20 protein-coding genes are annotated in these 24,609 nt (G+C 70.4%); 8 read left to right on the top strand and 12 right to left on the bottom strand.

Annotation, left to right across the window (positions count from 1 at the left end):
- Nucleotides 1-21: 21 nt before the first annotated feature.
- From ACIQNU_RS07480 to ACIQNU_RS07470, 3 genes are all read left to right on the top strand, one after another.
- Entirely contained in the window at nt 22-945 is a 924-nt protein-coding gene (locus ACIQNU_RS07480; RefSeq protein ID WP_401361951.1) for an ABC transporter ATP-binding protein, read from the top strand.
- Nucleotides 942-1,757 (top strand): ABC transporter permease, encoded by an 816-nt coding sequence (locus tag ACIQNU_RS07475; protein ID WP_401361949.1) that lies wholly within the window; start codon nt 942-944, stop codon nt 1,755-1,757. The genes ACIQNU_RS07480 and ACIQNU_RS07475 overlap by 4 nt, the downstream gene beginning before the upstream one ends.
- Nucleotides 1,758-1,835: 78 nt before the next feature.
- Nucleotides 1,836-2,840: a heme A synthase gene (locus ACIQNU_RS07470; RefSeq protein WP_401362540.1), complete on the top strand. Its 1,005-nt coding sequence runs from the start codon at nt 1,836-1,838 to the stop codon at nt 2,838-2,840.
- 13 nt (nt 2,841-2,853) lie between these two features.
- On the opposite strand, the gene ACIQNU_RS07465 is transcribed toward ACIQNU_RS07470, so the two are convergent.
- The 4 genes from ACIQNU_RS07465 to ACIQNU_RS07450 form a co-directional block, all read right to left on the bottom strand.
- Nucleotides 2,854-3,957: an amidohydrolase family protein gene (locus tag ACIQNU_RS07465; protein ID WP_401361946.1), complete on the bottom strand. Its 1,104-nt coding sequence runs from the start codon at nt 3,955-3,957 to the stop codon at nt 2,854-2,856.
- The gene (locus ACIQNU_RS07460) at nt 3,957-5,285 is read right to left on the bottom strand and encodes a glutamine synthetase (protein ID WP_401361943.1); all 1,329 of its coding nucleotides are present in this window, start codon (nt 5,283-5,285) and stop codon (nt 3,957-3,959) included. Before ACIQNU_RS07460 ends, ACIQNU_RS07465 begins: the two co-directional genes overlap by 1 nt.
- Before the next feature lie 78 nt (nt 5,286-5,363).
- The gene (locus tag ACIQNU_RS07455) at nt 5,364-5,711 is read right to left on the bottom strand and encodes a hypothetical protein (protein ID WP_401361940.1); all 348 of its coding nucleotides are present in this window, start codon (nt 5,709-5,711) and stop codon (nt 5,364-5,366) included.
- 155 nt (nt 5,712-5,866) lie between these two features.
- On the bottom strand, nt 5,867-6,814 hold the full coding sequence (locus ACIQNU_RS07450) for a heme o synthase (RefSeq protein ID WP_401361937.1): 948 nt from the start codon (nt 6,812-6,814) through the stop codon (nt 5,867-5,869).
- A gap of 370 nt (nt 6,815-7,184) precedes the next feature.
- Here ACIQNU_RS07450 and tkt point away from each other — a divergent pair, with 370 nt between their 5' ends.
- Genes tkt through pgl form a run of 5 tightly spaced genes read left to right on the top strand, consistent with a single transcriptional unit; the run spans nt 7,185 to nt 13,890 of the window.
- A complete protein-coding gene (gene tkt, locus ACIQNU_RS07445; RefSeq protein WP_401361934.1) occupies nt 7,185-9,272 on the top strand; it encodes a transketolase in 2,088 nt (695 codons plus the stop codon).
- A gap of 35 nt (nt 9,273-9,307) precedes the next feature.
- Nucleotides 9,308-10,429 (top strand): transaldolase, encoded by a 1,122-nt coding sequence (tal, locus tag ACIQNU_RS07440; protein WP_401361931.1) that lies wholly within the window; start codon nt 9,308-9,310, stop codon nt 10,427-10,429.
- A gap of 4 nt (nt 10,430-10,433) precedes the next feature.
- Nucleotides 10,434-11,966 carry a glucose-6-phosphate dehydrogenase gene (zwf, locus tag ACIQNU_RS07435; RefSeq protein WP_401361929.1) on the top strand — a complete coding sequence of 511 codons (1,533 nt, stop codon included), beginning with the start codon at nt 10,434-10,436 and terminating at the stop codon, nt 11,964-11,966.
- Nucleotides 11,963-13,084, top strand: coding sequence for a glucose-6-phosphate dehydrogenase assembly protein OpcA (gene opcA, locus ACIQNU_RS07430; RefSeq protein WP_401361926.1), 1,122 nt, complete (start codon nt 11,963-11,965; stop codon nt 13,082-13,084). Before zwf ends, opcA begins: the two co-directional genes overlap by 4 nt.
- Entirely contained in the window at nt 13,081-13,890 is an 810-nt protein-coding gene (gene pgl, locus ACIQNU_RS07425) for a 6-phosphogluconolactonase (RefSeq protein WP_401361923.1), read from the top strand. The genes opcA and pgl overlap by 4 nt, the downstream gene beginning before the upstream one ends.
- A 162-nt stretch (nt 13,891-14,052) precedes the next feature.
- Here pgl and pgi read toward each other — a convergent pair whose 3' ends face one another.
- From pgi to ACIQNU_RS07385, 8 genes are all read right to left on the bottom strand, one after another.
- The gene (gene pgi, locus ACIQNU_RS07420) at nt 14,053-15,705 is read right to left on the bottom strand and encodes a glucose-6-phosphate isomerase (RefSeq protein ID WP_401361920.1); all 1,653 of its coding nucleotides are present in this window, start codon (nt 15,703-15,705) and stop codon (nt 14,053-14,055) included.
- A 104-nt stretch (nt 15,706-15,809) separates the two neighbouring features.
- Nucleotides 15,810-17,042 carry an MFS transporter gene (locus ACIQNU_RS07415; RefSeq protein ID WP_401361917.1) on the bottom strand — a complete coding sequence of 411 codons (1,233 nt, stop codon included), beginning with the start codon at nt 17,040-17,042 and terminating at the stop codon, nt 15,810-15,812.
- 138 nt (nt 17,043-17,180) lie between these two features.
- Nucleotides 17,181-17,516, bottom strand: a complete 336-nt coding sequence (locus ACIQNU_RS07410) for an RNA polymerase-binding protein RbpA (RefSeq protein ID WP_003976875.1) — start codon at nt 17,514-17,516, stop codon at nt 17,181-17,183.
- A gap of 204 nt (nt 17,517-17,720) precedes the next feature.
- Complete coding sequence (secG, locus tag ACIQNU_RS07405; protein WP_389891242.1) at nt 17,721-17,951, bottom strand: preprotein translocase subunit SecG; 231 nt, start codon at nt 17,949-17,951, stop codon at nt 17,721-17,723.
- Between the two features lie 127 nt (nt 17,952-18,078).
- Entirely contained in the window at nt 18,079-18,864 is a 786-nt protein-coding gene (tpiA, locus tag ACIQNU_RS07400; protein WP_401361913.1) for a triose-phosphate isomerase, read from the bottom strand.
- Between the two features lie 8 nt (nt 18,865-18,872).
- On the bottom strand, nt 18,873-20,084 hold the full coding sequence (locus ACIQNU_RS07395; RefSeq protein WP_401361911.1) for a phosphoglycerate kinase: 1,212 nt from the start codon (nt 20,082-20,084) through the stop codon (nt 18,873-18,875).
- Nucleotides 20,085-20,235: 151 nt separating this feature from the next.
- Nucleotides 20,236-21,246 carry a type I glyceraldehyde-3-phosphate dehydrogenase gene (gene gap / locus ACIQNU_RS07390; RefSeq protein ID WP_401361909.1) on the bottom strand — a complete coding sequence of 337 codons (1,011 nt, stop codon included), beginning with the start codon at nt 21,244-21,246 and terminating at the stop codon, nt 20,236-20,238.
- 286 nt (nt 21,247-21,532) lie between these two features.
- A complete protein-coding gene (locus ACIQNU_RS07385; RefSeq protein WP_401361907.1) occupies nt 21,533-24,481 on the bottom strand; it encodes a M14 family zinc carboxypeptidase in 2,949 nt (982 codons plus the stop codon).
- Nucleotides 24,482-24,609 lie beyond the last annotated feature (128 nt).

Raw genomic sequence — 24,609 nt, 5'->3', positions numbered from 1 at the left:
ACGTCCCTAGACTTGCGCCTCATGCGAAGCGAGCCCGTCGTCCAGGTCCGGGGCCTGGTGAAGCGGTACGGAACGAAGACCGCCGTCGACGGTCTCGACCTGGAGGCCGCGGCGGGCATCACCGCCGTCCTCGGCCCCAACGGCGCCGGCAAGACCACCACCGTCGAGATCTGCGAGGGCTACCGGCGGCCCGACGACGGCACCGTGCGCGTCCTCGGGCTCGACCCGGCCGCCCAGGGCCCCGCGCTGCGGCCCCGCGTCGGCGTGATGCTCCAGTCCGGAGGCGTCTACTCCGGGGCCCGCGCCGACGAGATGCTGCGGCACGTCGCCAAGCTGCACGCCCATCCGCTGGACGTACCGGCGCTGATCGAACGGCTCGGCCTCGGGAGCTGCGGCCGGACCTCGTACCGGCGGCTGTCCGGCGGTCAGCAGCAGCGGCTCGCGCTGGCGATGGCCGTGGTGGGCCGCCCCGAACTGGTGTTCCTCGACGAGCCGACGGCGGGCCTCGACCCGCAGGCCCGCCGCGCCACCTGGGACCTGCTCCGGGACCTGCGCGCCGACGGCGTGAGCGCCGTCCTCACCACGCACCACATGGACGAGGCCGAACAGCTCGCGGACGACGTGGCGATCATCGACGCGGGCCGCGTGATCGCCCAGGGCTCCCCCGACGAGCTGTGCCGCGGCGGCGCCGAGAACACCCTCCGCTTCACCGGCCGCCCGGCGCTGGACCTGGCCTCGCTCCTCAAGGCCCTGCCGCCGGACTCGGCGGCCGACGAGCTGACCCCGGGCGCCTACCGGGTGCTCGGCACCGTCGACCCGCAACTGCTCGCCACCGTCGCCTCCTGGTGCGCCCAGCACGGTGTCCTGCCGGAGAAGATCTCGGTGGAGCGCCACACCCTGGAGGACGTCTTCCTGGAGCTGACCGGTAAGGAGCTGCGCGGATGACCGCCGAAGCCCACGCGTCCACCGAAGCCGGAGCCGAAACCGGACCCGGACCCGGTACGTACGCCCCCCGGCCCGGCGCCGCCCCGCTCGGCCGCATGATCGCCGCGCAGGCCGTCCTGGAGACGCGGATGCTGCTGCGCAACGGCGAGCAACTACTGCTCACCGTGGTCATCCCGACGCTGCTCCTGGTGCTCTTCTCCACGGTCGACATCGTGGACACGGGCGACGGCGAGGCCGTGGACTTCCTCGCGCCCGGCATTCTCGCGCTGGCCGTCCTGTCGACGGCGTTCACGGGCCAGGCCATCGCGACGGGCTTCGAGCGGCGCTACGGCGTGCTCAAGCGGCTCGCGTCGTCACCGCTGCCGCGCTGGGGCCTGATGACCGCGAAGACGCTGTCGGTGCTGGTCACCGAGGTGCTTCAGGTGGTCCTGCTGACGGTGATCGCCCTCGCGCTCGGCTGGTCCCCGCACGGCAACCCGTTCGCCGTGCTCCTGCTGCTCGTCCTGGGCACCGCCGCGTTCTCGGGGCTCGGGCTGCTGATGGCCGGAACCCTGAAGGCGGAGGCGACGCTGGCCGCCGCGAACCTGGTCTTCCTGCTGCTGCTCGTCGGCGGCGGCGTGATCGTGCCGCTCGACAAGTTCCCCGACGCCGCGCAGTCGTTCCTCGGTCTGCTGCCGGTCTCGGCCCTCTCGGAGGGGCTGCGCGACGTCCTCCAGCACGGCGCGGGCATGCCCTGGGGCAACCTCGGGATCCTCGCGGTGTGGGCGGTCCTGGGGCTCGGCGCCGCGGCGCGGTTCTTCCGCTGGGAGTGACGCGGTTGCCTGCCCGCCGAGGGTGCCCGGCACCACATTCGTCCCCCTCGTGAAGGCGTGCACAAGCGGCCCCCTACGATGTGGGGCGTGCTGAACGTGACCCGAGCCGATGCCGCTCAAGCCGTGCGCAATCCGCTCGCCTTCATCGCCGAGCGCTGGACCCCCTCACCCCGGACGGTCCGCCGCGCGGCCTTCACGGCCCTCGTGATGATGGTCGTCATCGTGGTCACGGGCGGCGCCGTCCGCCTCACCGGCTCGGGCCTGGGCTGCCCGACCTGGCCCAAGTGCACCGACGACTCGCTCACCACCACCAGCGCGATGGGCCTGCACGGCGTCATCGAGTTCGGCAACCGCATGCTCACCTATGTGCTCTGCGCGGCCGTCGGCTGGGCGATCATCGCCGCCCGTTCGCAGAAGCCCTGGCGGCGCGGCCTCACCCGGCTCGGCTGGGCGCAGTTCTGGCTGGTCATGGGCAATGCGATTCTCGGCGGCATCGTCGTCCTGGTGGGCCTCAACCCGTACACCGTCGCCGCGCACTTCCTGCTCTCCACCGCGCTGATCGCGGTCGCCGCCGTGATGTGGCAGCGCACCCGCGAGGGCGACAGCGAGCCGCGCCCGCTGGTCGGCAAGGCGGTGCGGCAGCTCGTCTGGGTCCTGGTCGTCACGTCGGCGGTGCTGATCGCGGTCGGCACGGTGGTGACCGGTGCGGGACCGCACGCGGGTGATTCGAGCGACGTGCCCCGGATGGCGGTGGACTGGGAGAACGTGACCAAGCTGCACGCCGTCCTGGCGTGGATCGTGGTGACGCTGACGTTCGCACTCTGGTTCGTCCTGAAGGCGGTCGACGCCCCGCGCGGCCCGCTCCTGCGCACCCGCGACCTGTTCCTGATCCTCCTCGCCCAGGGCGCCATCGGCTACGTCCAGTACCTCACGCAGCTCCCCGAAGTCCTGGTCGGCCTGCACATGTTCGGGTCCTGCCTGGTGTGGATCGGAGTGCTGCGCGTCCTCCTTTCCCTGCGGGAGCGTCCCGAGGTCACCCCGCAGGTCCCCGCCCAGGCGGACCCGCAGCTCTCCACTGTCTGACCGCGGGGCGCGCTCAGAGCCCGTACACCCGCCGCGCGTTGCCCGCCGCGATCATCCCCGCGACCCGCCGCGCGTCCTCGTACGCCCACGACCCGTCCCGCACCCACTCCCCCAGCAACTCCCCGACGGCGCTACGGAACAGCCGGGCGCCGACCACGAACAGCTCGGGCAGCGCGTAGCCGTCGGTCGAGAAGAGGAGCTTGCCGAACGGGGTGAGTTCCAGCATCTCGGCGAGTACCGCCTTGGCGCGGGCCCCGGTGTGTGTGAGCGTCAGGCCCATGTCGGCGTACACGTGCGGGAACATCGCGGCGAGATAGCCCGCCTCCCGGTGGTACGGGTAGCCGTGCAGCAGGACGAGGTCGCAGCCGAGCCCTTCGGTGGCCCGGACGAAGTCCGTGAGCAGGACGGGGTCGGCCCGGTCCAGGCGCAGATCCGGATCGCCGAAGCCGGTGTGCAGTTGCAGCGGCAGCCCGCTGGCGACCGCGCTCCACAGAAGGTGGCGCAGCAGTACGGGGTCGGTCAGCCGGCCTTCGGGGCGGCGGGCGGCGAGCCATTCCCCGGCCGCCCGTAACACCGCACCGGGCCCCGGCGGTTCGGGCGCGAGGGCGAGCCCGTGCCGGTAGGCGGCGATCGACTTGAAACCGGCGGCCGACTGGGCGGCGACATGCACGGCCTCGGCGAGATTGGTGACGAAGGACTCGGCGGTGCCGGAGGTGTCGGCGACCTGTTCGGCGAGGAGTTCGAGGCGGACGATCTCATGGGCCTCTCCCCCGGCGGCGAGGGCGAGTTCGCCGGGGCCCGTGAGGTCGCCGCGCAGGCCCGTGTCGACCAGGAAGGTACCGATGCCGGTGGCGCCGAGCAGTTTGCGGCCGGTCTCGTAGGCGCCGAGTTCACGGCGGCGGGCGAGATAGCGGGCGGGGGACGCGTAGGGGTCGAGGCCGAGCAGGGGCGGGCACCAGCGGCGTACGGCGAACCCGGTCTGGGTGTCGAAGAAGGTGGTACCCGGTGCCGCGGGCGCCGCCGACTCGGTGAGATGGGTCTCGAAGGAGCCGAGCCCGAGTTCGCCGAGCAGGACACCGTGGCAGTGCTGGTCCACCAGCGGCGGCAGCTCGAACATCAGTACCGCCAGCGGGTCGCGGCGGCGATGTCCCCGGGTGAGCTGCCCGCGAAGTCCTCGGCCTCGGCCCTGCGTACCGCGAGGACGGCGCCGTGCAGTGCCTCGCCCATCGCCTCGCGCAGCAGCGCCGACGCCTCGAAGTGTCCGGTGGCCTCGTCCAGCGTGCGGGGCAGCCGGCGCGCGCCGGGCAGCCCCACCGGGTCACCCGTCACCGGCTCGGGCAGCTCGGCGCGGTCGGCGATACCCGCGAGCCCGGCGGCGACGACCGCTCCGGCGAGCAGATACGGATTGGCCGCCGCGTCGAAGCACTTGACCTCGGCATGCCCGTCACCGGGGACGAGCCGGACGGCGGCCTCACGGTTCTCGACGCCCCAGCACTGGTGGACACCCGCCCAGCGCGAGGGCACCAGGCGCAGATAGCTCGCCGGGGACGGGGCGCCGACGGCGAGCAGCGCGGGCAGCCGGTCGAGTACCCCGGCGAGGAACGCGTCGGCTTCGGGCGCGAGGCCGTACGCGGTGTCCGGGGCGCGGTGCAGATCGGTGTCGCCGCGGTGCAGGCTGAGGTGGAGGTGGCAGCCGTTGCCGACGCGGTCCGGGGTGAAGCTGGGCGCGAAGGACGCCCGCAGCCCGTGCCGGGCGCTGACCGCCCGTACGGTCTCGCGGACCAGGACGACGTCGTCGGCCGCCGCGACCGGACCGTCGGCGGGGGCGGTGGACACCTCGAACTGGCCGGGCGCGTACTCGGGATGGAGCTGGAGCACGCTCAGCCCCTCCTCACGAAGGGCCCGCGTCACATCCCGTGCGTAGTCGGACAGCGCGACGATCCGCGCCATGCCGTACGCGGGACCCGGGCCCGGGTCTGTGCCGTCCTCACGGACGACGGTCCACTCGGTCTCGTAGCCCATGCGCAGGGTCAGTCCGAGCGCCGCGGCGCGGTCGGCCATGCGGCGGGCGAACCGGCGCTGGCAGGCGGCCCAGGGGCGGCCGTCCTGCTCGAAGCGGTCGGCGGGCGTCCAGGCCCAGCCGGGCTGTGCGGCGAGCGGGACGAGCCGGTCCAGGTCGGGAAAGAGCCGCAGATCCCCGTCGGGCCCGCCGACGTGCGGGGACGCCACCATGCGGTCGGCCGATGTGTAGACGTCGAAACTGGGCGACATGCCGACCCCGTGCGCGGCGACCTCCGGGAGCCGGTCGACCGGGAAGGTCTTGGCCCGGGTGAGGCCGGCGTTGTCGACAAAGGTGAGCGCGATCACCTCCACGCCTCCGGCGGCGAGATCCGCCGCCCTGGCCCGCAGCCTGCTGCGCGTCGCCGCCGCCGATCCCGCTTCCATCGCCCCGACTCCTCGTCTCGCCCGGCAACCTGGTGTCACTTTCCCTGGGTTAACGGGTGAAACGCGTGTCGGATGTCGTCAGGCGCGGTCGGAGCCCCCGCCCAACTGGATACCGGCCATCCGCGACCACTCGTACGGCCCTGTGCGCACCTTGGCCGCGAACGCGCCGTCGAACGCCTCGTGGACCGTGATGCCCGCGTCCCGCACGGCCTGTTCGGCGACGGCGTAGCTGGGGGCGACCAGATCGCCCCAGTGGCCGTCCGTACCGACGAGGACGATCCGGGCGCCCCGGCGGCCGAGGTACGCCACCTGGCCCTCGGCGCCGTCGTGCGCCTTGGCGAAGGCGCCGATCTCCTTGGCGAGCCGGGCCGCCCGGCGCCGGGCGCGGGTCTGCTGCTTACCGGAGTCCTGCTCGTTGTCTGCCATGCGCAGGATGCTACCGACGGGTAGATCAACGGGGAAGTGCCGGCCGGCCAAGCGCCCTGAAGGGGCGCGGGGCTGTGATATTTGCGGCTCCGCCGCGTGGGCGCGACCAGCCACCGACGGCCCGCGGTTCGGGAACCGGCCTTCCAGCGGAGCGCTCAGCGGAGGAACGGGTCCACGGCGACCGCGACGAACAGCAGCGAAACATAGGTGATCGACCAGTGGAACAGCCGCATCTCCTTGAGCTTGCCCCCGGTCTGCCCCGCCTTCGCCCGCGCGAGCAGCGCGTGCGCCTCCCACAGCCACCAGCCGCCGGTGACGAGCGCGACCGCCGTGTAGAACCAGCCGGTGTAGCCGAGCGGCGTCAGCAGCAGCGAGACGGCGACCATCACCCAGCTGTAGACGACGATCTGCCGCGCGACGACCCTGTTCGACGCGATGACCGGCAGCATGGGCACGCCCACGCGCGCGTAGTCCTCCTTCACCTTCATCGACAGCGGCCAGTAGTGCGGCGGCGTCCAGAAGAAGATGACGAGGAAGAGGATGAGGGCGGCCCAGGAGAGGGAGTTCGTGACGGCGGACCAGCCGATCAGGACCGGCATGCAGCCGGCGATGCCGCCCCACACGATGTTCTGCGAGGTGCGCCGCTTGAGGATCATCGTGTAGACGACGACGTAGAAGAGGAGCGCACCGAGCGACAGCCACGCGGACAGCCAGTTGACGAGGAGCCCGAACCACAGCGTGGATCCCGCGGCGAGCGTCAGGCCGAAGACCAGACCTTCGCGCGGCGAGACCATGCCGGTGACCAGGGGCCGCTGCGAGGTGCGGTCCATCAGGGCGTCGATGTCACGGTCGATGTACATGTTGAGCGCGTTGGCGCCGCCCGCGGAGAGATAGCCGCCGACGCAGGTCAGCAGCACGAGCCCGAGGTCGGGAACGCCCTGCTGGGCAAGGAACATCACGGGGACCGTGGTGATCAGCAGCAGCTCAATGATGCGTGGCTTGGTCAGCGCCACGAACGCCTTGACACGGGCCCCGAACGGCCGGTGGCTGGAGCCCTTCCCAAGAACCCCCGCAGGACGGGATTCGACGGCCGTCACGCACACCCCTGACAGAGAACATCCCAGCAAGCCCGCAGGTGTGAAGTCCCCGTAAAGGCTCGCGCGTACCACGCCACTCTAGACGTTGCCCATACCTCGCCCTTCGCGGGGGTGGGGTCGTGTTGGGGAGGTGGCCGCGCGGGTCGGCGGGGGTCGATCGGGCGGTCGGCTGAGCATCCCGTGGGGCACCTCCGTATTGCATGGAGTGAACGGGAGAGGGCTGTGCGGCGTCCGTCGAGAGGCGGAACGCGACAAGCCCCGGCAGTCTGGAAATGGCTCGAAAAAATGCGCGTTACCTACAGCGGTAGGCTCGACAGCGGCCGGTGAGCGCTCGGACCACCGGCATTCGACATCTGGAGAGGAGCCCTGACCCAGGGTGAGCACCAAGCCGACCACCACAGATTTCGAGTGGACCGAATGGGACGAGCGGGCCGTGGACACCGCCCGCGTTCTGGCCGCGGACGCCGTACAGAAGGTCGGTAACGGCCATCCGGGTACGGCGATGAGCCTGGCACCGGCCGCGTACACCCTCTTCCAGAAGGTGATGCGCCACGACCCGGCGGACGCCGACTGGACCGGGCGTGACCGGTTCGTATTGTCCGCCGGCCACTCGTCCCTGACCCTGTACACCCAGTTGTACCTGGCCGGTTTCGGTCTGGAGCTGGATGATCTGAAGGCGTTCCGCACCTGGGGTTCCAAGACCCCCGGCCACCCGGAGTACGGGCACACGGTAGGCGTCGAGACCACCACGGGCCCGCTGGGCCAGGGTGTCGCCAACGCCGTGGGCATGGCGATGGCCTCCCGCTACGAGCGCGGTCTCTTCGACCCGGACGCAGCCCCCGGCGCCTCCCCCTTCGACCACTACATCTTCGCGATCGCCGGTGACGGCTGCCTCCAGGAGGGCATCTCCTCCGAGGCGTCCTCACTGGCCGGGCACCAGAAGCTCGGCAATCTGATCCTGCTGTGGGACGACAACCACATCTCGATCGAGGGCGACACGGAGACCGCGGTCTCCGAGGACACGGTCAAGCGGTACGAGGCGTACGGCTGGCATGTGCAGCGCGTCGAGCAGAAGGACAACGGCGACCTCGACCCGGCCGCGCTGTACGCGGCGCTCCAGGCCGCCAAGGCCGAGACGGAGCGCCCGTCGTTCATCGCGATGCGATCGATCATCGCGTGGCCCGCGCCGTCCGCGCAGAACACCGAGGCCGCGCACGGCTCGGCGCTCGGCGCCGACGAGGTCGCGGCCACCAAGCGGGTCCTCGGGTTCAACCCGGAGAAGTCGTTCTACGTCGCCGACGAGGTCCTGGCGCACACCCGTCAGGCGCTCGACCGGGGCCGTGAGGCGAAGGCCGAGTGGGAGAAGGGCTTCGCGGCCTGGCGTACGGCGAAGCCGGAGCGGGCCGCCCTGTTCGACCGGATCGCCGCGGGCAAGCTGCCGGCCGGCTGGGAGGACACGGTCCCCGTGTTCGAGGCGGGCACGGCCGTCGCCACCCGCGCCGCGTCCGGCAAGGTCCTCCAGGGTCTCGCCACGGTGCTGCCCGAGCTGTGGGGCGGCTCCGCCGACCTGGCCGGCTCGAACAACACCACGATCGACAAGCACTCGTCGTTCCTCCCGGCGGACAACCCGCTGCCGGAGGCCGACCCGTACGGCCGGACGCTGCACTTCGGTATCCGTGAGCACTCGATGGCCGCCGAGATGAACGGCATCACGCTGCACGGCAACACCCGTGTCTACGGCGGCACGTTCCTGGTGTTCTCGGACTACATGCGCAACGCGGTCCGGCTCTCCGCGCTGATGCATCTGCCGGTGACGTATGTGTGGACGCACGACTCCGTCGGTCTCGGCGAGGACGGCCCCACGCACCAGCCGGTCGAGCACCTGGCCTCGCTGCGCGCGATCCCGGGGCTGAACGTCGTGCGCCCGGCCGACGCCAACGAGACGGCGATCGCCTGGCGTGAGATCCAGCGCCGCTGGACGAAGGAGTTCGGCAAGGGCGCCCCGCACGGCCTCGCGCTGACCCGCCAGGGCGTACCGACGTACGAGCCCAACGAGGGCACGGTCAGGGGCGGTTACGTCCTGGCCGAGGCCGAGGGCGGCAGCCCGGAGGTCGTGCTGATCGGTACGGGCTCCGAGGTGCAGCTCGCCGTCGAGGCGCGGGAACAGCTCCAGGCGGCCGGTGTGCCGACGCGGGTCGTCTCGATGCCCTGTGTGGAGTGGTTCGACGAGCAGGACCAGGCGTACCGCGACTCGGTGCTGCCGCCGTCCGTGAAGGCGCGGGTGGCGGTCGAGGCCGGGATCGGTCTGACCTGGCACCGGTTCGTCGGGGACGCCGGGCGCATCGTTTCGCTGGAGCACTTCGGCGCTTCGGCGGACGGCAAGGTCCTCTTCCGCGAGTTCGGGTTCACCGCCGACGCGGTCGCCGGAGCCGCCCGGGAATCACTCGCCGCCGCCCAGCGCTGACGCGTACACACGACCCAGTAGGAGATGCAAATTCCATGACAGACGCACTCAAGCGCCTCTCCGACGAAGGCGTCGCGATCTGGCTGGACGACCTGTCGCGCCAGCGGATCTCGTCCGGCAACCTGGCCGAACTGATCGACCAGCAGCACGTCGTGGGCGTCACCACCAACCCGTCGATCTTCCAGAAGGCGATCTCCGGGGGCGGCGACGGCTACGAGCAGCAGGTCGTCGATCTCGCCACCCGCAAGGTGACCGTCGACGAGGCGCTCCGCATGATCACCACGGCGGACGTACGGGACGCGGCGGACGTGCTGCGCCCGGTGTTCGACGCGACGGGCGGCCAGGACGGCCGGGTGTCGATCGAGGTCGACCCGCGCCTCGCCCACGAGACGGCGGCGACCATCGCCGAGGCCAAGCAGTTGGCCTGGCTGGTGGACCGCCCCAACACCCTCATCAAGATCCCGGCGACCCGGGCGGGCCTGCCCGCGATCACCGAGGTCATCGGCCTGGGCATCAGCGTGAACGTCACGCTGATCTTCTCGCTGGAGCGCTACCGCGAGGTCATGGACGCCTATCTGGCGGGCCTGGAGAAGGCGAAGGCCGCCGGCCTGGACCTCTCCAAGATCCGTTCGGTGGCGTCCTTCTTCGTGTCCCGCGTGGACACCGAGATCGACAAGCGCCTGGACGCCCTCGGCACCCCCGAGGCGAAGGCGGCCCGTGGCAAGGCGGGCGTCGCGAACGCGCGCCTGGCCTATCAGGCGTACGAGGAGGTCTTCGCCTCTGACCGCTGGGCCGCCCTGGACAAGGCGGGCGCGAACAAGCAGCGTCCGCTGTGGGCCTCGACCGGCGTGAAGGACCCGGCGTACAAGGACACCCTGTACGTCGACGACCTGGTCGCCCCCGGCACCGTGAACACCATGCCGGAGGCCACGCTGGAGGCCACCGCCGACCACGGGAAGATCACCGGCAACACCATCGCCGGGACGTACGCGCAGGCGCGTGCGGAGATCGACGCCGTCGAGAAGCTCGGAATCTCGTACGACGACGTGGTGCAGCTCCTGGAGGACGAGGGCGTCGAGAAGTTCGAAGCCGCCTGGAACGACCTCCTCAAGTCGACCGAGGCGGAGCTTCAGCGCCTCGCCCCATCGGAGGGCTGAGACCTTGAATCGCGCACACGGAGCCAATCCGCTTCGTGACGCCGCGGACCGACGGCTCCCGCGTATCGCGGGGCCGTCGGGCCTGGTGATCTTTGGCGTCACGGGCGATTTGTCCCGTAAGAAGCTGATGCCTGCCATCTACGACCTCGCGAACCGGGGTCTCCTTCCCCCGGGCTTCTCGCTCGTCGGGTTCGCCCGCCGCGAGTGGCAGAACGAGGACTTCGCCCAGGAGGTCCACGACGCCGTCAAGGAACACGCGCGCACCCCGTTCCGTGAGGAGGTCTGGCAGCAGCTCAACCAGGGGATGCGCTTCGTCCAGGGCGACTTCGACGACGACGACGCGTTCGAGAACCTGAAGGCCACGATCCAGGAGCTGGACAAGGCGCAGGGCACGGGCGGCAACTTCGCGTTCTATCTGTCGGTGCCGCCGAAGTTCTTCCCCAAGGTCGTCCAGCAGCTCAAGAAGCACGGTCTGGCCGACCAGGAGAACGGTTCCTGGCGCCGGGCGGTGATCGAGAAGCCCTTCGGGCACGATCTGGCGTCGGCCAAGGAGCTGAACGCGATCGTCCACGAGGTCTTCGCGCCGGACCAGGTCTTCCGTATCGACCACTACCTCGGCAAGGAGACCGTCCAGAACATTCTGGCGCTCCGCTTCGCCAACACGCTGTTCGAGCCGATCTGGAACCGGTCGTATGTCGACCATGTCCAGATCACGATGGCCGAGGACATCGGCATCGGCGGCCGGGCCGGGTACTACGACGGCATCGGCGCCGCCCGTGACGTCATCCAGAACCATCTGCTCCAGTTGCTCGCGCTGACCGCGATGGAGGAGCCCGCCTCCTTCGACGCGGACGCGCTCGCCGCCGAGAAGACCAAGGTGCTCGGCGCCGTGCGGCTCCCCCGTGAGCTGGGCAAGGACACGGTCCGCGCGCAGTACGCGGCGGGCTGGCAGGGCGGCGAGAAGGTCATCGGCTACCTCCAGGAAGACGGCATCGACGCCCGGTCGAAGACCGACACGTACGCCGCCGTGAAGCTGGAGATCGACAACCGCCGCTGGGCGGGCGTCCCGTTCTATCTGCGCACCGGCAAGCGTCTGGGCCGCCGGGTCACCGAGATCGCGGTGGTCTTCCAGCGCGCCCCGCACTCCCCCTTCGACCACACGGCGACGGAGGAGCTGGGGCAGAACGCGCTGGTCGTCCGCGTCCAGCCGGACGAGGGCGTGACGATGCGCTTCGGCTCCAAGGTGCCGGGCACCTCGATGGAGGTCCGGGACGTGTCGATGGACTTCGCGTACGGCGAGTCCTTCACGGAGTCCAGCCCCGAGGCGTACGAGCGGCTCATCCTCGATGTGCTCCTCGGCGACTCGAACCTCTTCCCGCGCACCGAGGAGGTCGAGCTGTCCTGGACGATTCTCGACCCGATCGAGGAGTACTGGGACAAGCACGGCAAGCCCGCCCAGTACCCGTCCGGGACCTGGGGCCCGGTCGAGGCGGACCACATGCTCGCACGAGACGGACGGAGCTGGCGCCGGCCATGAACATCGACCTGACGGACACCACGGCCAGCCAGATCAACAAGGCACTGATCGAGGGCCGCCGGGCCATCGGCTCCCCGGCCGTCGGCATGGTGCTCACCCTGGTCATCATCACCGACGAGGAGAACGCCTACGACGCGATGCGGGCGGCATCGGAGGCGTCCCGCGAGCACCCCTCGCGCACCCTGGTGGTCATCCGGCGGGTCTCGCGCTCGCCCCGCGACCGCACGACCTCGCGCCTGGACGCGGAGGTCCGGGTGGGTACGGAGGCGGCCACCGGTGAGACGGTGGTGCTGCGGCTGTACGGCGAGGTGGTGGGCCACGCGCAGTCGGTGGTCCTGCCGCTGCTGCTGCCGGACGCGCCGGTCGTCGCCTGGTGGCCGATCAACGCGCCCGTCGACCCGGCGAACGATCCGCTCGGCAATCTGGCCCAGCGCCGGATCACCGACGCCTTCGCGGCCGAGAACCCGGTCGAGGAGCTGTCGGAACGCGCCGAGACCTACTCCCCCGGTGACACGGATCTGGCGTGGACCCGGATCACCCCCTGGCGGTCGATGCTGGCCGCCGCCCTGGACCAGGTCTTCTGCAAGGTCACGTCGGCCGAGGTGCAGGGCGAGGAGTTCAACCCGAGCGTCGAGCTGCTCGCCATGTGGCTCGCCGACCGGCTGAAGGCTCCGGTGAAACGTTCCGCGTCCAGCGGTCCCGGTCTCACGGCCGTCCGTCTGGAGACGGACTGCGGCCCGATCGGCCTGGACCGGGCGGACGGGTCCCTGGCGACGCTCTCCATCGAGGGGCAGCCGGACCGTGCGGTGGCGCTGAAGCGGCGCGAGACGGCGGAGCTGATCGCGGAGGAGCTGCGCAGGCTGGACCCGGACGACACCTACGAATCGGCGCTGAAGTTCGGCGTGGACCGGCTGACGGACGACAAGTCGTGGGCGTCGGAGCCGATCGGGGGGTCGGCGGCCACGAAGACGGCGGCGCCTGCGAAGGCTGCGGCCACGAAGTCCGCGGCCTCCAAGACGACGGCGTCGAAGTCGGCCGCATCGAAGTCCACTCCCGCGGAGCCCGCGCCGGCCAAGTCGGCGGCCAAGGCTCCGGCCAGGAAGCCGACGGCGAAGTGAGTACGCCGCAACTGGTCGTCCACCGCGACAAGGAGCTGATGGCGCAGGCCGCGGCGGCCCGGCTGATCACGAAGATCGTGGACGCCCAGGCCGCGCGCGGCTCCGCGTCGGTGGTCCTCACGGGCGGACGCAACGGCAACGGCCTGCTGGCCGCGCTCGCCGCCGCGCCCGCCCGGGACGCCATCGACTGGGGCCGTCTCGACCTGTGGTGGGGCGACGAGCGCTTCCTGCCCGACGGCGACCCGGACCGCAATGTCACCCAGGCCCGCGCGGCCCTGCTCGACGCGGTACCACTGGACCCGAAGCGCGTGCACGCCATGCCCGCGTCGGACGGTCCGTACGGCAAAGCAGCCGACGGTACGGGGGGTACGGACGGCGCGGACGCGGCTGCCGCGGCCTACGCCGCCGAACTCGCCGCGGCGGCCGAGCCCGAGGACCACGGTCCCGTACCGTCCTTCGACGTCCTGATGCTCGGCGTCGGACCCGACACGCATGTCGCCTCGCTCTTCCCGGAGCTTCCGGCGGTCCGCGAGAAGGAACGGACGGTGGTCGGCGTCCACGGCGCCCCCAAGCCCCCGCCGACCCGGATCACCCTCACCCTGCCGGCGATCCGCGCGGCCCGAGAGGTCTGGCTCCTGGCAGCAGGCGAGGACAAGGCAGGCGCAGCGGCAATGGCCCTGTCAGGAGCAGGAGAAATCCAGGCCCCGGCAGCAGGAGCAAGGGGCCGAGCCCGAACGTTGTGGCTCCTGGACGCAGCAGCGGCATCCCAACTACCGAGAACCCTGTACCCACCGGCGTCCCCATAATCGGAACCGGTCGCGGCCCGGCACCTTGTCCCCGCCGCGACCGGGTCTCCCCGCCCAGACGACCCCGGTCCCGTTGTGGGCAGGCGTTCCGCACGGCGGAACGGGTGGGCACAACCCAAGTGCCGGGCACCCCGAATCAAATGGGCGCCCGGCACACCGGGTTCAACGCCCCCGCAGCTCCCGATACTTACGCACCAGAGAAACCGTAGAGGCATCCAGCCCCGGAACCTCAGCCCCCTCCACCAACGCCGGCTCCACCCTCTTCGCCAGCACCTTCCCCAACTCAACCCCCCACTGATCGAACGAGTCGATGTTCCACACAGCGCCCTGCACAAACACCTTGTGCTCGTAGAGCGCGACCAACTGCCCCAGCACGGACGGCGTCAGCGACTTCGCCAGAATCGTCGTCGTCGGATGATTCCCCCGGAACGTCTTGTGCGGCACCAATTCCTCCGGCACCCCTTCCGCCCGCACCTCCTCCGGCGTCTTGCCGAAGGCCAGCGCCTGCGTCTGCGCGAAGAAGTTGGCCATCAGCAGATCGTGCTGGGCGACAAGCCCCGGCTGAAGATCGGCGACCGGCTCGGCGAACCCGATGAAGTCGGCGGGGATCAGCTTCGTCCCCTGATGGATCAACTGGTAGTACGCGTGCTGCCCATTGGTCCCGGGCGTCCCCCACACCACCGGCCCGGTCTGCCACTCCACGGGCACCCCGTCCCGCCCGACGGACTTGCCGTTGGACTCCATGTCCAACTGCTGGAGGTAGGCGGTGAACTTGGACAGATAGTGCGAGTACGGCAGCACCGCATGCGACTGCGCGTCATGGAAGTTGCCGTACCAGACACCGAGCAGCCCCAGCAGCAGCGGCACATTGTGCTCGGGCGGCGCGTTGCGGAAATGCCGGTCGACGGTGTGGAAGCCGTCGAGCATCTCCCGGAACGCCTCCGGACCGATCGCGATCATCAGCGACAGACCGATCGCCGAGTCGTACGAGTAGCGCCCGCCGACCCAGTCCCAGAACTCGAACATGTTCGCCGTGTCGATACCGAAGTCGGCGACCTTGCCGGCGTTGGTGGACAGCGCTACGAAGTGCTTGGCGACGGCGTCCTGACCGGCCCCCAGCTCACCGAGGAGCCACCCGCGCGCGGAGGTCGCGTTGGTGATGGTCTCGATCGTCGTGAACGTCTTCGACGCGATGATGAACAGCGTCTCGGCGGCGTCCAGGTCCCGGACCGCCTCATGCAGATCGGCACCGTCCACGTTCGACACGAAACGCACCGTCAGCCCGCGGTCGGTGAAGGACCGCAGCACCTCGTACGCCATCGCGGGGCCGAGGTCGGAGCCGCCGATCCCGATGTTGACGACGTTCCTGATCCGCTTGCCGGTGTGTCCGGTCCACTCGCCGGAGCGCACCTTGTCCGCGAAGGCGCTCATCTTGTCGAGTACGGCGTGCACCTCCGGTACGACATTGCGCCCGTCGACCTCGATCACCGCGTCCCTGGGGGCGCGCAGCGCGGTGTGCAGGACGGCGCGGTCCTCGGTGGTGTTGATCTTGTCGCCGCGGAACATCGCGTCCCGCAGCCCGTACACGTCGACCGCCGCCGCCAGCTCCCTCAGCAGCCGCAACGTCTCGTCCGTGACCAGGTGCTTGGAGTAGTCGACGTACAGATCGCCGACCTGGAGCGCGTACGTGCCGGCGCGGTCCGGGTCCGCCGCGAACAGCTCGCGCAGCTGTACCTCGCCCTGCTCCTCCCGGTGCTTCGCCAGCGCGCTCCACTCGGGCGTCCGGTTGAGCCTGGTACGGCTTTCTGCGTTCATCTCGGGCTTCGTCCTTCTTCTCGTACCTCGGTGCGTACTTCGGTGCGTACCTTGCCCCGCTGCACCCTCCAACCTAGTTGATCAGGCTCCGCCGCGGTCGTCGGTCAGGTGTCGGTGGCGCCCACACTCGGCCCCACGACACCGAGCACCACGACGGCGAGCGCGAACACGGCGGCAGCGAACAGGGCCGGGGTGTTCAGGCCCCAGGCGGTGGCCACCGCGCCGCCCAGGATGGCGCCGAGCGGCGCGACGCCGGTGCTGAGGGTGCGGAACGCCGAGCTGACCCGGCCGAGCATCCGCGCGGGCGCGCGCTGCTGCATCAGGGTCACCTGGTTGACGTTCCAGACCATGCCCATCACCCCGAACACGGCGAGGCCCGCGGTCAGCGCGATCAGGCTGTGCACGGTGCCGATCACGACCAGGGCGCCGGTCTGGACGGTCCCGGCGATCAGTACCGCCCGTATCCGCCCGGTGCGGTCGGCGAGGCGCCGGGCCACGAAGCCGCCGACCAGGCTGCCGACCGCGTACGACGTCATGGCCGCCGCGAACCCTCCCGTACCCGCGTCCAGCCAGCCTGTGGCGTGCAGGACGAGGGTGGCGATGAGGGCTCCCATGCCGACATTGGTCAGGGCTGTGGCCGTGCACAGCGCGCGCAGGGACCGGTCCCGCCAGAGGGCGCGGACGCCTTCGGCGATGTCGCCGCGCAGAGTGCTGCCGGAGGGGCGCGGGTCGCGTGCGGTCGCGGGGGTGCGCAGGGTGGCGAGGAGCGCGGCGGCGAGCAGATACGTCGCCGCGTCGGCCGCGAAGGGCGCGGCGGCGCCCGCGGTGAGGATCAGCGGGACCAGCGGGGTGGCGAGGAGGCCGCCCGCGATCTGCTGTCCGGTCATGAGCCGGGCGTTCGCCCCGGCCAGCGCCTCCGGGTCCACGAACGTGGGCAGCAGGGCCGTGGCGGCGTTGTCGAAGAGCGTCTGGAGGGTGGTGAGGGTGAAGGCGAGCACGACGAGCAGCCCGATGGTGGCGTGGTCGAGGGCCACGGCCACCGCGAAGGCGGCGACGAGCAGGCCCCGCGCGACGTCCACGGACCACATGGCGCGCCGCTGGTCGACCCGGTCGGCGACCGCTCCGCCAAGGAGTCCGAAGACGATCCAGGGCAGATAGCCGCACGCCGTCACGGTCGCGATGAGCAGTGGCTCGTCGGTGAGTGAGGCGGCCAGCAGGGGCAGCGCGGCGGTGCGCAGCGCGTCCCCGAAGCGGGAGAGCACGGCGGCCGTCCACAGCCGTCCGAACCCCCCGCGCCAGGCCGGCGCACGTACTGCCACCGCTTCGGTCGTCGTCACTCGATCCCCTCCCGATCACCTTTGTGGCAAAGGTAGAGGGCACCACTGACAATCGACCGCGAAGAGATCGACTGCGGTGAATCGACTGCGCAGACAAGTCCGGCCGGACACCCTGGGGTGCCCGGCCGGTCTCAACTCCTAGATTTCGCCCCGCAGTTTGGCGAGTGCTTCGGCGAGGATGGCCTCGCCGTCCGCGTCGCTGCGCCGCTCACGGACGTAAGCGAGGTGCGTCTTGTAGGGCTCGGTCCGCGGCGGGTCCGGGGGGTTGTCCCGGTCCTGCCCGGCCGGAAAGCCGCAGCGCGGGCAGTCCCAGGTCTCGGGAACCTGCGCGTCGCTGGCGAAGCTCGGCTGCGTCTCGTGCCCGTTCGAGCACCAGAAGGAGATGCGCAGCCGTGGCGCGGACTCGCCGCGCTCGGCCTCGCCCATCGGCCCCGCCCCGACCCGGCTTCCTCGGATCGCGTTGCCACTTGCCACGGTCGTAACTCCCTGCGTGATGGTGCCGCGAAACGAGTCGGCGTGTCGCTTCGCTGCGGGCGCCTCAGTCTACGTAAGGCCCAACGCGCGTCCAGTGCTGGGAGTTACACCCCCACCCCTAGACGCAAGCCCCATGATAGGCCGCGCCCGAAGGCGCGGACCGGACATGGGGCCCAGGTGTGCTGTGTGCGATGGCGACGAACGTCAGTTGTTGACCTTCATCATCACACCGAGCGTGACAACACACACGAACCACAGCAGACCGACCACGACGGTGATGCGGTCCAGGTTGCGTTCGGCGACCGACGAGCCGCCGACGGACGACTGCATACCGCCACCGAACATGTCGGACAGACCGCCGCCCTTGCCCTTGTGCATCAGCACCAGCAGCATCAGCAGCAGGCTGAAGACGATCAGGGCGATCGAAAACCCCATGACCACAGCTGAACTCCCTTTCCGGGGTCTTCCCTCGGATCTTGATGGACGGTGCGGGGGCCGAAGCCTACCCGTGGGCCGGGCGTCGGCCCCCGCAAGAGTACGACGGATCGCGGCTAGCGCATACTCACTGGTCTCGGAAGCGCACGATCTTGACGAACTCGTCCGCGTCGAGCGCCGCGCCACCGACGAGCGCACCGTCGACATCGGGCTGCGCCATGATCGCGGCGACGTTGCCGGACTTCACGGAGCCGCCGTACTGGATGCGGACCTGGTCGGCCAGCTCCTGGCTGTACAGCTCGGCGAGCCGGCCGCGGATCGCGCCGCAGACCTCCTGCGCGTCCTCGGGGGTCGCGACCTCACCGGTGCCGATGGCCCACACCGGCTCGTAGGCGATCACGATCGACTCGGCCTGCTCGGCGGGGAGGTCCTTGAGGGCGCCGTCGAGCTGGTTCAGCGTGTAGGAGACCTGGTCGCCCGCCTTGCGGATGTCCAGGCCCTCGCCGACGCAGAGGATCGGCGTGAGGCCGTGCTTGTAGGCGGCCTTCACCTTGGCGTTGCACAGCTCGTCGGTCTCACCGTGGTACTGGCGTCGCTCGGAGTGACCGACGGCGACATAGGTGCACTTCAGCTTGGCCAGCATCGATCCGGAGATCTCTCCGGTGTAGGCGCCGGAGTCCTGGGCCGAGAGGTCCTGGGCGCCGTACTTGATCTTCAGCTTGTCGCCGTCGACCAGGGTCTGTACGGACCGCAGGTCGGTGAAGGGCGGCAGGACGGCGACCTCTACGGCCTCGTAGTCCTTGTCGGCGAGCGCGAACGCGAGCTTCTGGACGTGGGCGATGGCCTCCAGGTGGTTGAGGTTCATCTTCCAGTTGCCCGCCATCAGCGGCGTGCGGGTGGTCTGATTCGTCATGGCGGGTGTCAGTTCTCCAGTGCGGCGAGGCCGGGGAGCGTCTTGCCCTCAAGGTATTCGAGGGAGGCGCCGCCACCGGTCGAGATGTGGCCGAATGCCTGCTCGTCGAAGCCCAGGATCCGCACGGCCGCGGCGGAGTCGCCGCCGCCGACGACCGTGAAGGCCGGGGAGTCGAGGAGCGCCTGGGCGACCGCCTTGGTGCCCTCGGCGTAGTCGGGGTGCTCGAAGACACCCATGGGTCCGTTCCAGAAGACGGTGGCGGCGTCGGCGAGCTTCGACGCGTACAGCTTGCGGGACTCCGGGCCGATGTCGAGGCCCATCTCCCCCTCGGGCATGGCGTCCGCGGCGACCGTGTTCGGGTGCGCCGGGGCCTTGGTCTTGAGGTCGGGGAAGGAGGCCGCCGTCAGCACGTCGACGGGGAGTACGAACTCCACACCGCGCTCCTTCGCGCGCGTGAGGTACTCCCGTACCGCCTGGATCTGGTCCTCCTGCACGAGGGACGTGCCGATCTCGTGGCCCTGGGCCTTGAGGAAGGTGAAGACCATGCCGCCGCCGATGAGGATGCGGTCGGCCTTCTCCAGGAGGTGGTCGATCACGCCGAGCTTGTCGGAGACCTTGGCGCCGCCGAGGACGACGACGTACGGCCGCCGGACGTCCTCGGTGAGCTTCTTGAGGACGCCGACCTCGGTGGCGATGAGGTAGCCCGCGTAGTGCGGCAGCCGGGCCGGGAGGTCGTAGACGGACGCGTGCTTCCGGTGGACCGCGCCGAAGCCGTCGCCCACGTAGACGTCCGCGAGGGCCGCGAGCCGGTCGGCGAACTCGCCGCGCTCGGTGTCGTCCTTCGAGGTCTCGCCCGGGTTGAAACGCAGGTTCTCGACCACGGCGACCTGGCCGGGCTGGAGGCCGTCGACGGCGTCGTGCGCGGCGGGGCCGACGGTGTCCTGGGCGAACGCGACGGGCGCGCCGAGGAGTTCACCGAGCCGCTCGGCGGCGGGCAGCAGCGAGAACGCGGGGTCGGGGGCACCCTTGGGGCGGCCCAGGTGGGAGGCGACGACGACCTTGGCACCGGCGGCGGCGAGCGCCTTGACGGTCGGCAGGACGGCGCGGATGCGGCCGTCGTCGGTGATGATGCCGTCGGCGAGCGGCACGTTGAGGTCGGCGCGGACGAAGACCCGCTTGCCGTCGACGCCTTCGGCGAGAAGTTCCTCGATGGTCTTCATGAGTGGCTCCTTGGGAGGCTCTGATCAGGGCTGTGCACGCCGTCATTCCCTGTCGGCCGTACACGCGTCACAGGGCTCGGGCGGCGCCGCGTCGCGCCAGCCCGAGCCCTGTGACTCACATGGAGTTGCCTGCCGTATCGGCTCTACGGATTCAGAGCTGCTCGCCGACGAAGACGGTGAGGTCGACGAGGCGGTTGGAGTAGCCCCACTCGTTGTCGTACCAGCCGAGGATCTTCACCGTGTTGCCCTCCTGGACCATGGTCAGGGAGGAGTCGAAGGTGCAGGACGCCGGGTCGCTGACGATGTCCGACGAGACGATCGGGTCCTCGGTGTACGCCAGGTAGCCCTTGAGGTCGCCGTCCTCGGCGGCCTTCTTGAACGCGGCGTTGACCTCGTCCTTGGTGACCTCGCGCTGGAGCGTCACGACCAGGTCGGTGGCCGAACCGGTCGGGACCGGCACGCGCATGGCAATGCCGTCGAGCTTGCCCTTGAGCTGCGGGAGGACCAGCGCGGTGGCCTTGGCGGCACCCGTGGTGGTCGGGATGATGTTCTCCGCGGCGGCGCGGGCGCGGCGCAGGTCCGAGTGCGGGAAGTCCAGGATGCGCTGGTCGTTGGTGTACGCGTGGACCGTCGTCATCAGGCCCTTGACGATGCCGAAGTTCTCGTCGAGAACCTTGGCCATCGGCGCCACACAGTTGGTGGTGCAGGACGCGTTCGAGATGACGTGGTGGTTCGCCGGGTCGTACTTGTCCTGGTTGACGCCCATCACGATCGTGATGTCCTCGTCCTTGGCCGGAGCCGAGATGAGGACCTTCTTGGCGCCACCGGCGATGTGCTTCTCGGCGTCGGCCTTCTTGGTGAAGATGCCGGTCGACTCGATGACGACGTCGACCCCCAGCTCGCCCCACGGGATGTCGGCGGGGTTGCGCTCGGAGAGCACCTTGATGGTGTGGCCGTCGACGGTGATCGTGTCGGCGGTGTGGGTCACCTCGGCCTTGAGGCGGCCCAGGATGGTGTCGTACTTCAGCAAGTGGGCCGTGGTCGCAGTGTCACCCAGGTCGTTGACAGCCACGATCTCGATGTCTGCACCCTGCTCCAGCAGCGCGCGGAAGTAGTTACGACCGATGCGGCCAAAGCCGTTGATGCCTACGCGGATCGTCACGAACCGATCTCCTCGTTGGTACGCCGGCTTTCGACGCCGGCGAGTTGTATGGGATGTCCCCGACCGCCTCCGACCCTACCTCCCCGGGGCGCCCGCGGTGACATCCAGCATGCCCTTACGGTCCGGAGCACCGGCACGGCAGACGCACGCGGGCCCGTACCGCTGAGTAGCGGTACGGGCCCGGGGACCTGGGGTCCTCGCGCGCGGGGGCGTGCGTGCTCATGCGTGCCCCCACGCGCGCGTACGTGCACTTTCGTGCGCTTGCGTGCGTGCGCTTACCTGCGGATCAGCGCCGCAGGGACGCCAGCGCCTTGCCCATCAGCTTCGCCCGCTCCTTGGCGCCGGGGACGTGCTCGAACCCGAAGCCGAGCAGGACGGTGTCACGCGTGGTGACCGCCGCGTAGGACTTGTACAGCTCGCCGGTGCGCGCCCAGGCGCCGCTGGCCGGGGGGCTGCCGGGCGGTGCCGGGGTGACGGTCCAGGCGCCGAGCGACGCCTCGAAGCCCTCGGTGTCCTTGACCGTGCCGCCGGTGGTGAGCTGCACGTCGTCGGCGAAGAGGCCGCGGCCTCCGCTGCCCGGGTCGGTGACATAGCTCAGGGACAGCTCGACCTTCTTGCCCGCGTAGGCGCTCAGGTCGAAGGCGACCTGCTTCCAGCCGCCGGAGGAGCCCGTGAAGCTGTTCCAGGCGCCGCTGGTGCCGGTGGCGGTGCAGCCGTCCGCGGTCTGCGTCAGGTAGTGGCGCAGGAACGGGTGGCCGTTGATGAAGAACCCGGCGCCGCACTCCTCGGGGACGGCCGTCGAGGTGCCGCCGTTCCGGTCGGGGAGCGTCGTCCAGTCCTCGGCGCCGGCGGTGCGGGCCTCCAGGAGGCCGTGGTCGTAGCCGGGCTCGACGTTCCAGTTCAGGGCGGCGCGCAGCTGGGGCGCGTCGGCCGCGGAGACCCCGGTGAGGTCGACGGTCCTGGTCAGCCGCTTCCAGTCCTGGTCGGTGTGGACGGCGGACGCCATGCCCTGGCCCGCGTACGGCGCGTACGGGTTGGTGAGCGCCGGGTAGCCGCCGCCTGCGGCGCTCCTGAACTGCGGGAACTCCTTCGCGGGCAGGCTCTCGGAGGTGACGGAGTAGCGGCCTGCCGCGTCGAGCGGGTTGCCGGTGGCGCCGGTGAGCGGGGTGGTGACGCCGCTGAGCGCGCCCGCGCCCGCGAAGCCGTCGGCGCCGGGGGCGGAGAGGCGTTCGTAGGCGCCGAGGAAGTACTGCGCGAAGTCGTCCGACAGGGCGCGGCCCAGGTTGACGTTGCCGCCGGCCCGCTCGCCCGCCTCGATCAGCTTGCCGCCCTCGTTGAGGTAGTCCCGCAGGGCGAGCTGGGTGGCCGCTCCCGGGACTCCGGCGCCCGTGTAGTGGACGACGGCCCCGAAGTGCGCCAGGACGGCGCCGGGGTGCGGGACGCCCTGTGTGGCGACGTCCCAGACGACGGCGGTGCGGCCGTTGTCCTTGAGGGCGTCGACGTACTCCTGGGCGTGCTGGGCCGCCGCTCCCTCCTCGGCGACAACGAGGACGGACGCCTTGGGGCGCGCGGCGACCGTGTACGTGAAGTGCTCGCTGGAGACGGTCTTTCCGCGCGCGGTGCGGCCGGTGAACCAGACCTCGACCTTGTCGCCCACGCGCGCGTGCTCGATGTCGGCGCGGTACTCGTCGAAGTAGAGGTTGTCCTCGCCTCCGTAGGTCTCGCCGCCCTTCCACGCCTTGAGGCGCTCGTCGTGGACCCGGCCGCCGTTGACGCGGTAGGCGACCTCCTTGTCGCGTACGGACTTGCGTGCCGTGACGGCGACTTCCTGGTCGTCCCCGCGCGCGTAGGAGGTGGAGAAGGTGTCGGGCGTGAAGTCGGGGGCGTCGATCCCGGAGACCGATACGGGCTGGTCGGGGTGGGACGCGGTCTCGGCGACGGCGAGCGCGAAGGGGATGTTCTTCTCGAACTCGTCCTGGATCAGCTTCTCGTCGTCGGGGAAGGTGAAGACGGAGGCGCAGTCACGGGGTTCCCACGCGTCGTCGGGGTCGATCGCGGACACGGTCTGGCAGGTCGACATCTCGGGCGTGAACATCGCCATGCCGTTGACGTTGCCCGCCTGCCCGTCGGCCTCGCCGTTGGTGGTGTACAGCTCCGACGAGACCTGGGAGCGGTAGCCGGGGATCGCGGGCTTCTCGGGGGTGCCGGCGAGCGCCTTGTAGAGCACGTCGTCGGGGGTGGGCGTCGCGACCTGCCAGCCCACCCCGTAGAGCAGGAGTTGGGCCGCGGAGTGGTAGTTGATGCCGTAGGTGAAGCCGATGCGCTTCTCGAACCGGTCGAGCGCCTGGGTCTCGGGCTCGGACATGGGAGAGGCGCCGCGGTAGGTCTCGGACGCGGGTTCGGGGGACGAACCCTCGTTGTCGTAGCCCCACTTGTAGGCGAAGTTGCGGTTCAGGTCGACGCCGTCGCCGCTGGTGATGGTCCCGTCGCCGTTGACGTCCCGCAGGTTCTTGCGCCACTGCCGGTTGTCGGCGGAGGCGTGCGTGAAGTCGTAGCCGTCGGGGTTGGCGGACAGGACGAACCACAGTTCGGTGGAGTCGACGAGCTTCCTGATCCGGCTGTCCTTGCGGTAGTTGTCGAGGTAGTGGTGCATCAGCCGCCGGGTCATCTCCGGGGTGATCCACTCGCGCGCGTGCTGGTTGGACATGTAGAGGACGGAGGGCTTGGAGCCGTCCTTGGACGTACGGGCGCCCTTGCTCAGTTTGAGAGCGAGGATGTCCTGCCCGCCCACCGCCTTCCCGATGGACACGACCTTGGTGAGGTCGGGATGGGCCTGCCCGGTCTTGACGATCTCCTCCTGGAGGCCGCCCTTTCCGCTGTACGGCCGGAAGACTCCGTCACCCGCGGCGCTCAGCTTCCTCTCGGTCCGCGCGGAGACGGTGTGTTCGGTGACCTCGACGCCCTGCCGCTCCAAGTGCCGGGCCTGGGCGTCGGTGAGGTACAGCTCGACGCGTGCGGTGCCCTTGGCGGGTGCCTGCGCGCTGAGTTCGTGGGCGTCCTGCCCGGCCTTCAGGAGCAGCGGTATCTGCTCCCGGGTGACGTCGGCCTCGAAGACCTTGACGGCGGCCGGGTCCTCGGCCGGCGCCGATGTCGTGGCCTGGGCCAGTGGTGCGGCGGCGACACCGCCGAGGAGAAGCGCGCCCGCGGCGAGGATCGATCTCGCTCTTCGTCTCATGAGCCCCCCTTGCTGTTGTCCGGCACGTGTGTGCGCAGGACGCCAGGCTCATGACGCTTCATGATCATGTCAATATGGCAGGCCCACCCCGCACCTGGCGGAAGTGCCGGTGGGGGGTGAGTACCGGG

Origin of the sequence: Streptomyces sp. NPDC091292 (assembly GCF_044757265.1) — a bacterium.
GTDB lineage: Bacteria > Actinomycetota > Actinomycetes > Streptomycetales > Streptomycetaceae > Streptomyces.
The sequence above is the reverse complement of the archived record's forward strand: the minus strand, read 5'-3'. Positions and strand labels throughout refer to the sequence as shown.

What these genes read in the sequence shown, in the direction of transcription:
- pgi (WP_401361920.1), bottom strand. Translation starts at nt 15,705, where the DNA reads ATGAACGCAGAAAGCCGTACCAGGCTCAACCGGACGCCCGAGTGGAGC.
- ACIQNU_RS07395 (WP_401361911.1), bottom strand. Translation starts at nt 20,084, where the DNA reads ATGAAGACCATCGAGGAACTTCTCGCCGAAGGCGTCGACGGCAAGCGG.
- ACIQNU_RS07465 (WP_401361946.1), bottom strand. Translation starts at nt 3,957, where the DNA reads ATGTTCGAGCTGCCGCCGCTGGTGGACCAGCACTGCCACGGTGTCCTG.
- tal (WP_401361931.1), top strand. Translation starts at nt 9,308, where the DNA reads ATGACAGACGCACTCAAGCGCCTCTCCGACGAAGGCGTCGCGATCTGG.
- ACIQNU_RS07455 (WP_401361940.1), bottom strand. Translation starts at nt 5,711, where the DNA reads ATGGCAGACAACGAGCAGGACTCCGGTAAGCAGCAGACCCGCGCCCGG.
- ACIQNU_RS07480 (WP_401361951.1), top strand. Translation starts at nt 22, where the DNA reads ATGCGAAGCGAGCCCGTCGTCCAGGTCCGGGGCCTGGTGAAGCGGTAC.
- ACIQNU_RS07460 (WP_401361943.1), bottom strand. Translation starts at nt 5,285, where the DNA reads ATGGAAGCGGGATCGGCGGCGGCGACGCGCAGCAGGCTGCGGGCCAGG.
- ACIQNU_RS07470 (WP_401362540.1), top strand. Translation starts at nt 1,836, where the DNA reads ATGTGGGGCGTGCTGAACGTGACCCGAGCCGATGCCGCTCAAGCCGTG.
- ACIQNU_RS07475 (WP_401361949.1), top strand. Translation starts at nt 942, where the DNA reads ATGACCGCCGAAGCCCACGCGTCCACCGAAGCCGGAGCCGAAACCGGA.
- secG (WP_389891242.1), bottom strand. Translation starts at nt 17,951, where the DNA reads ATGGGGTTTTCGATCGCCCTGATCGTCTTCAGCCTGCTGCTGATGCTG.
- tpiA (WP_401361913.1), bottom strand. Translation starts at nt 18,864, where the DNA reads ATGACGAATCAGACCACCCGCACGCCGCTGATGGCGGGCAACTGGAAG.
- ACIQNU_RS07385 (WP_401361907.1), bottom strand. Translation starts at nt 24,481, where the DNA reads ATGAGACGAAGAGCGAGATCGATCCTCGCCGCGGGCGCGCTTCTCCTC.
- opcA (WP_401361926.1), top strand. Translation starts at nt 11,963, where the DNA reads ATGAACATCGACCTGACGGACACCACGGCCAGCCAGATCAACAAGGCA.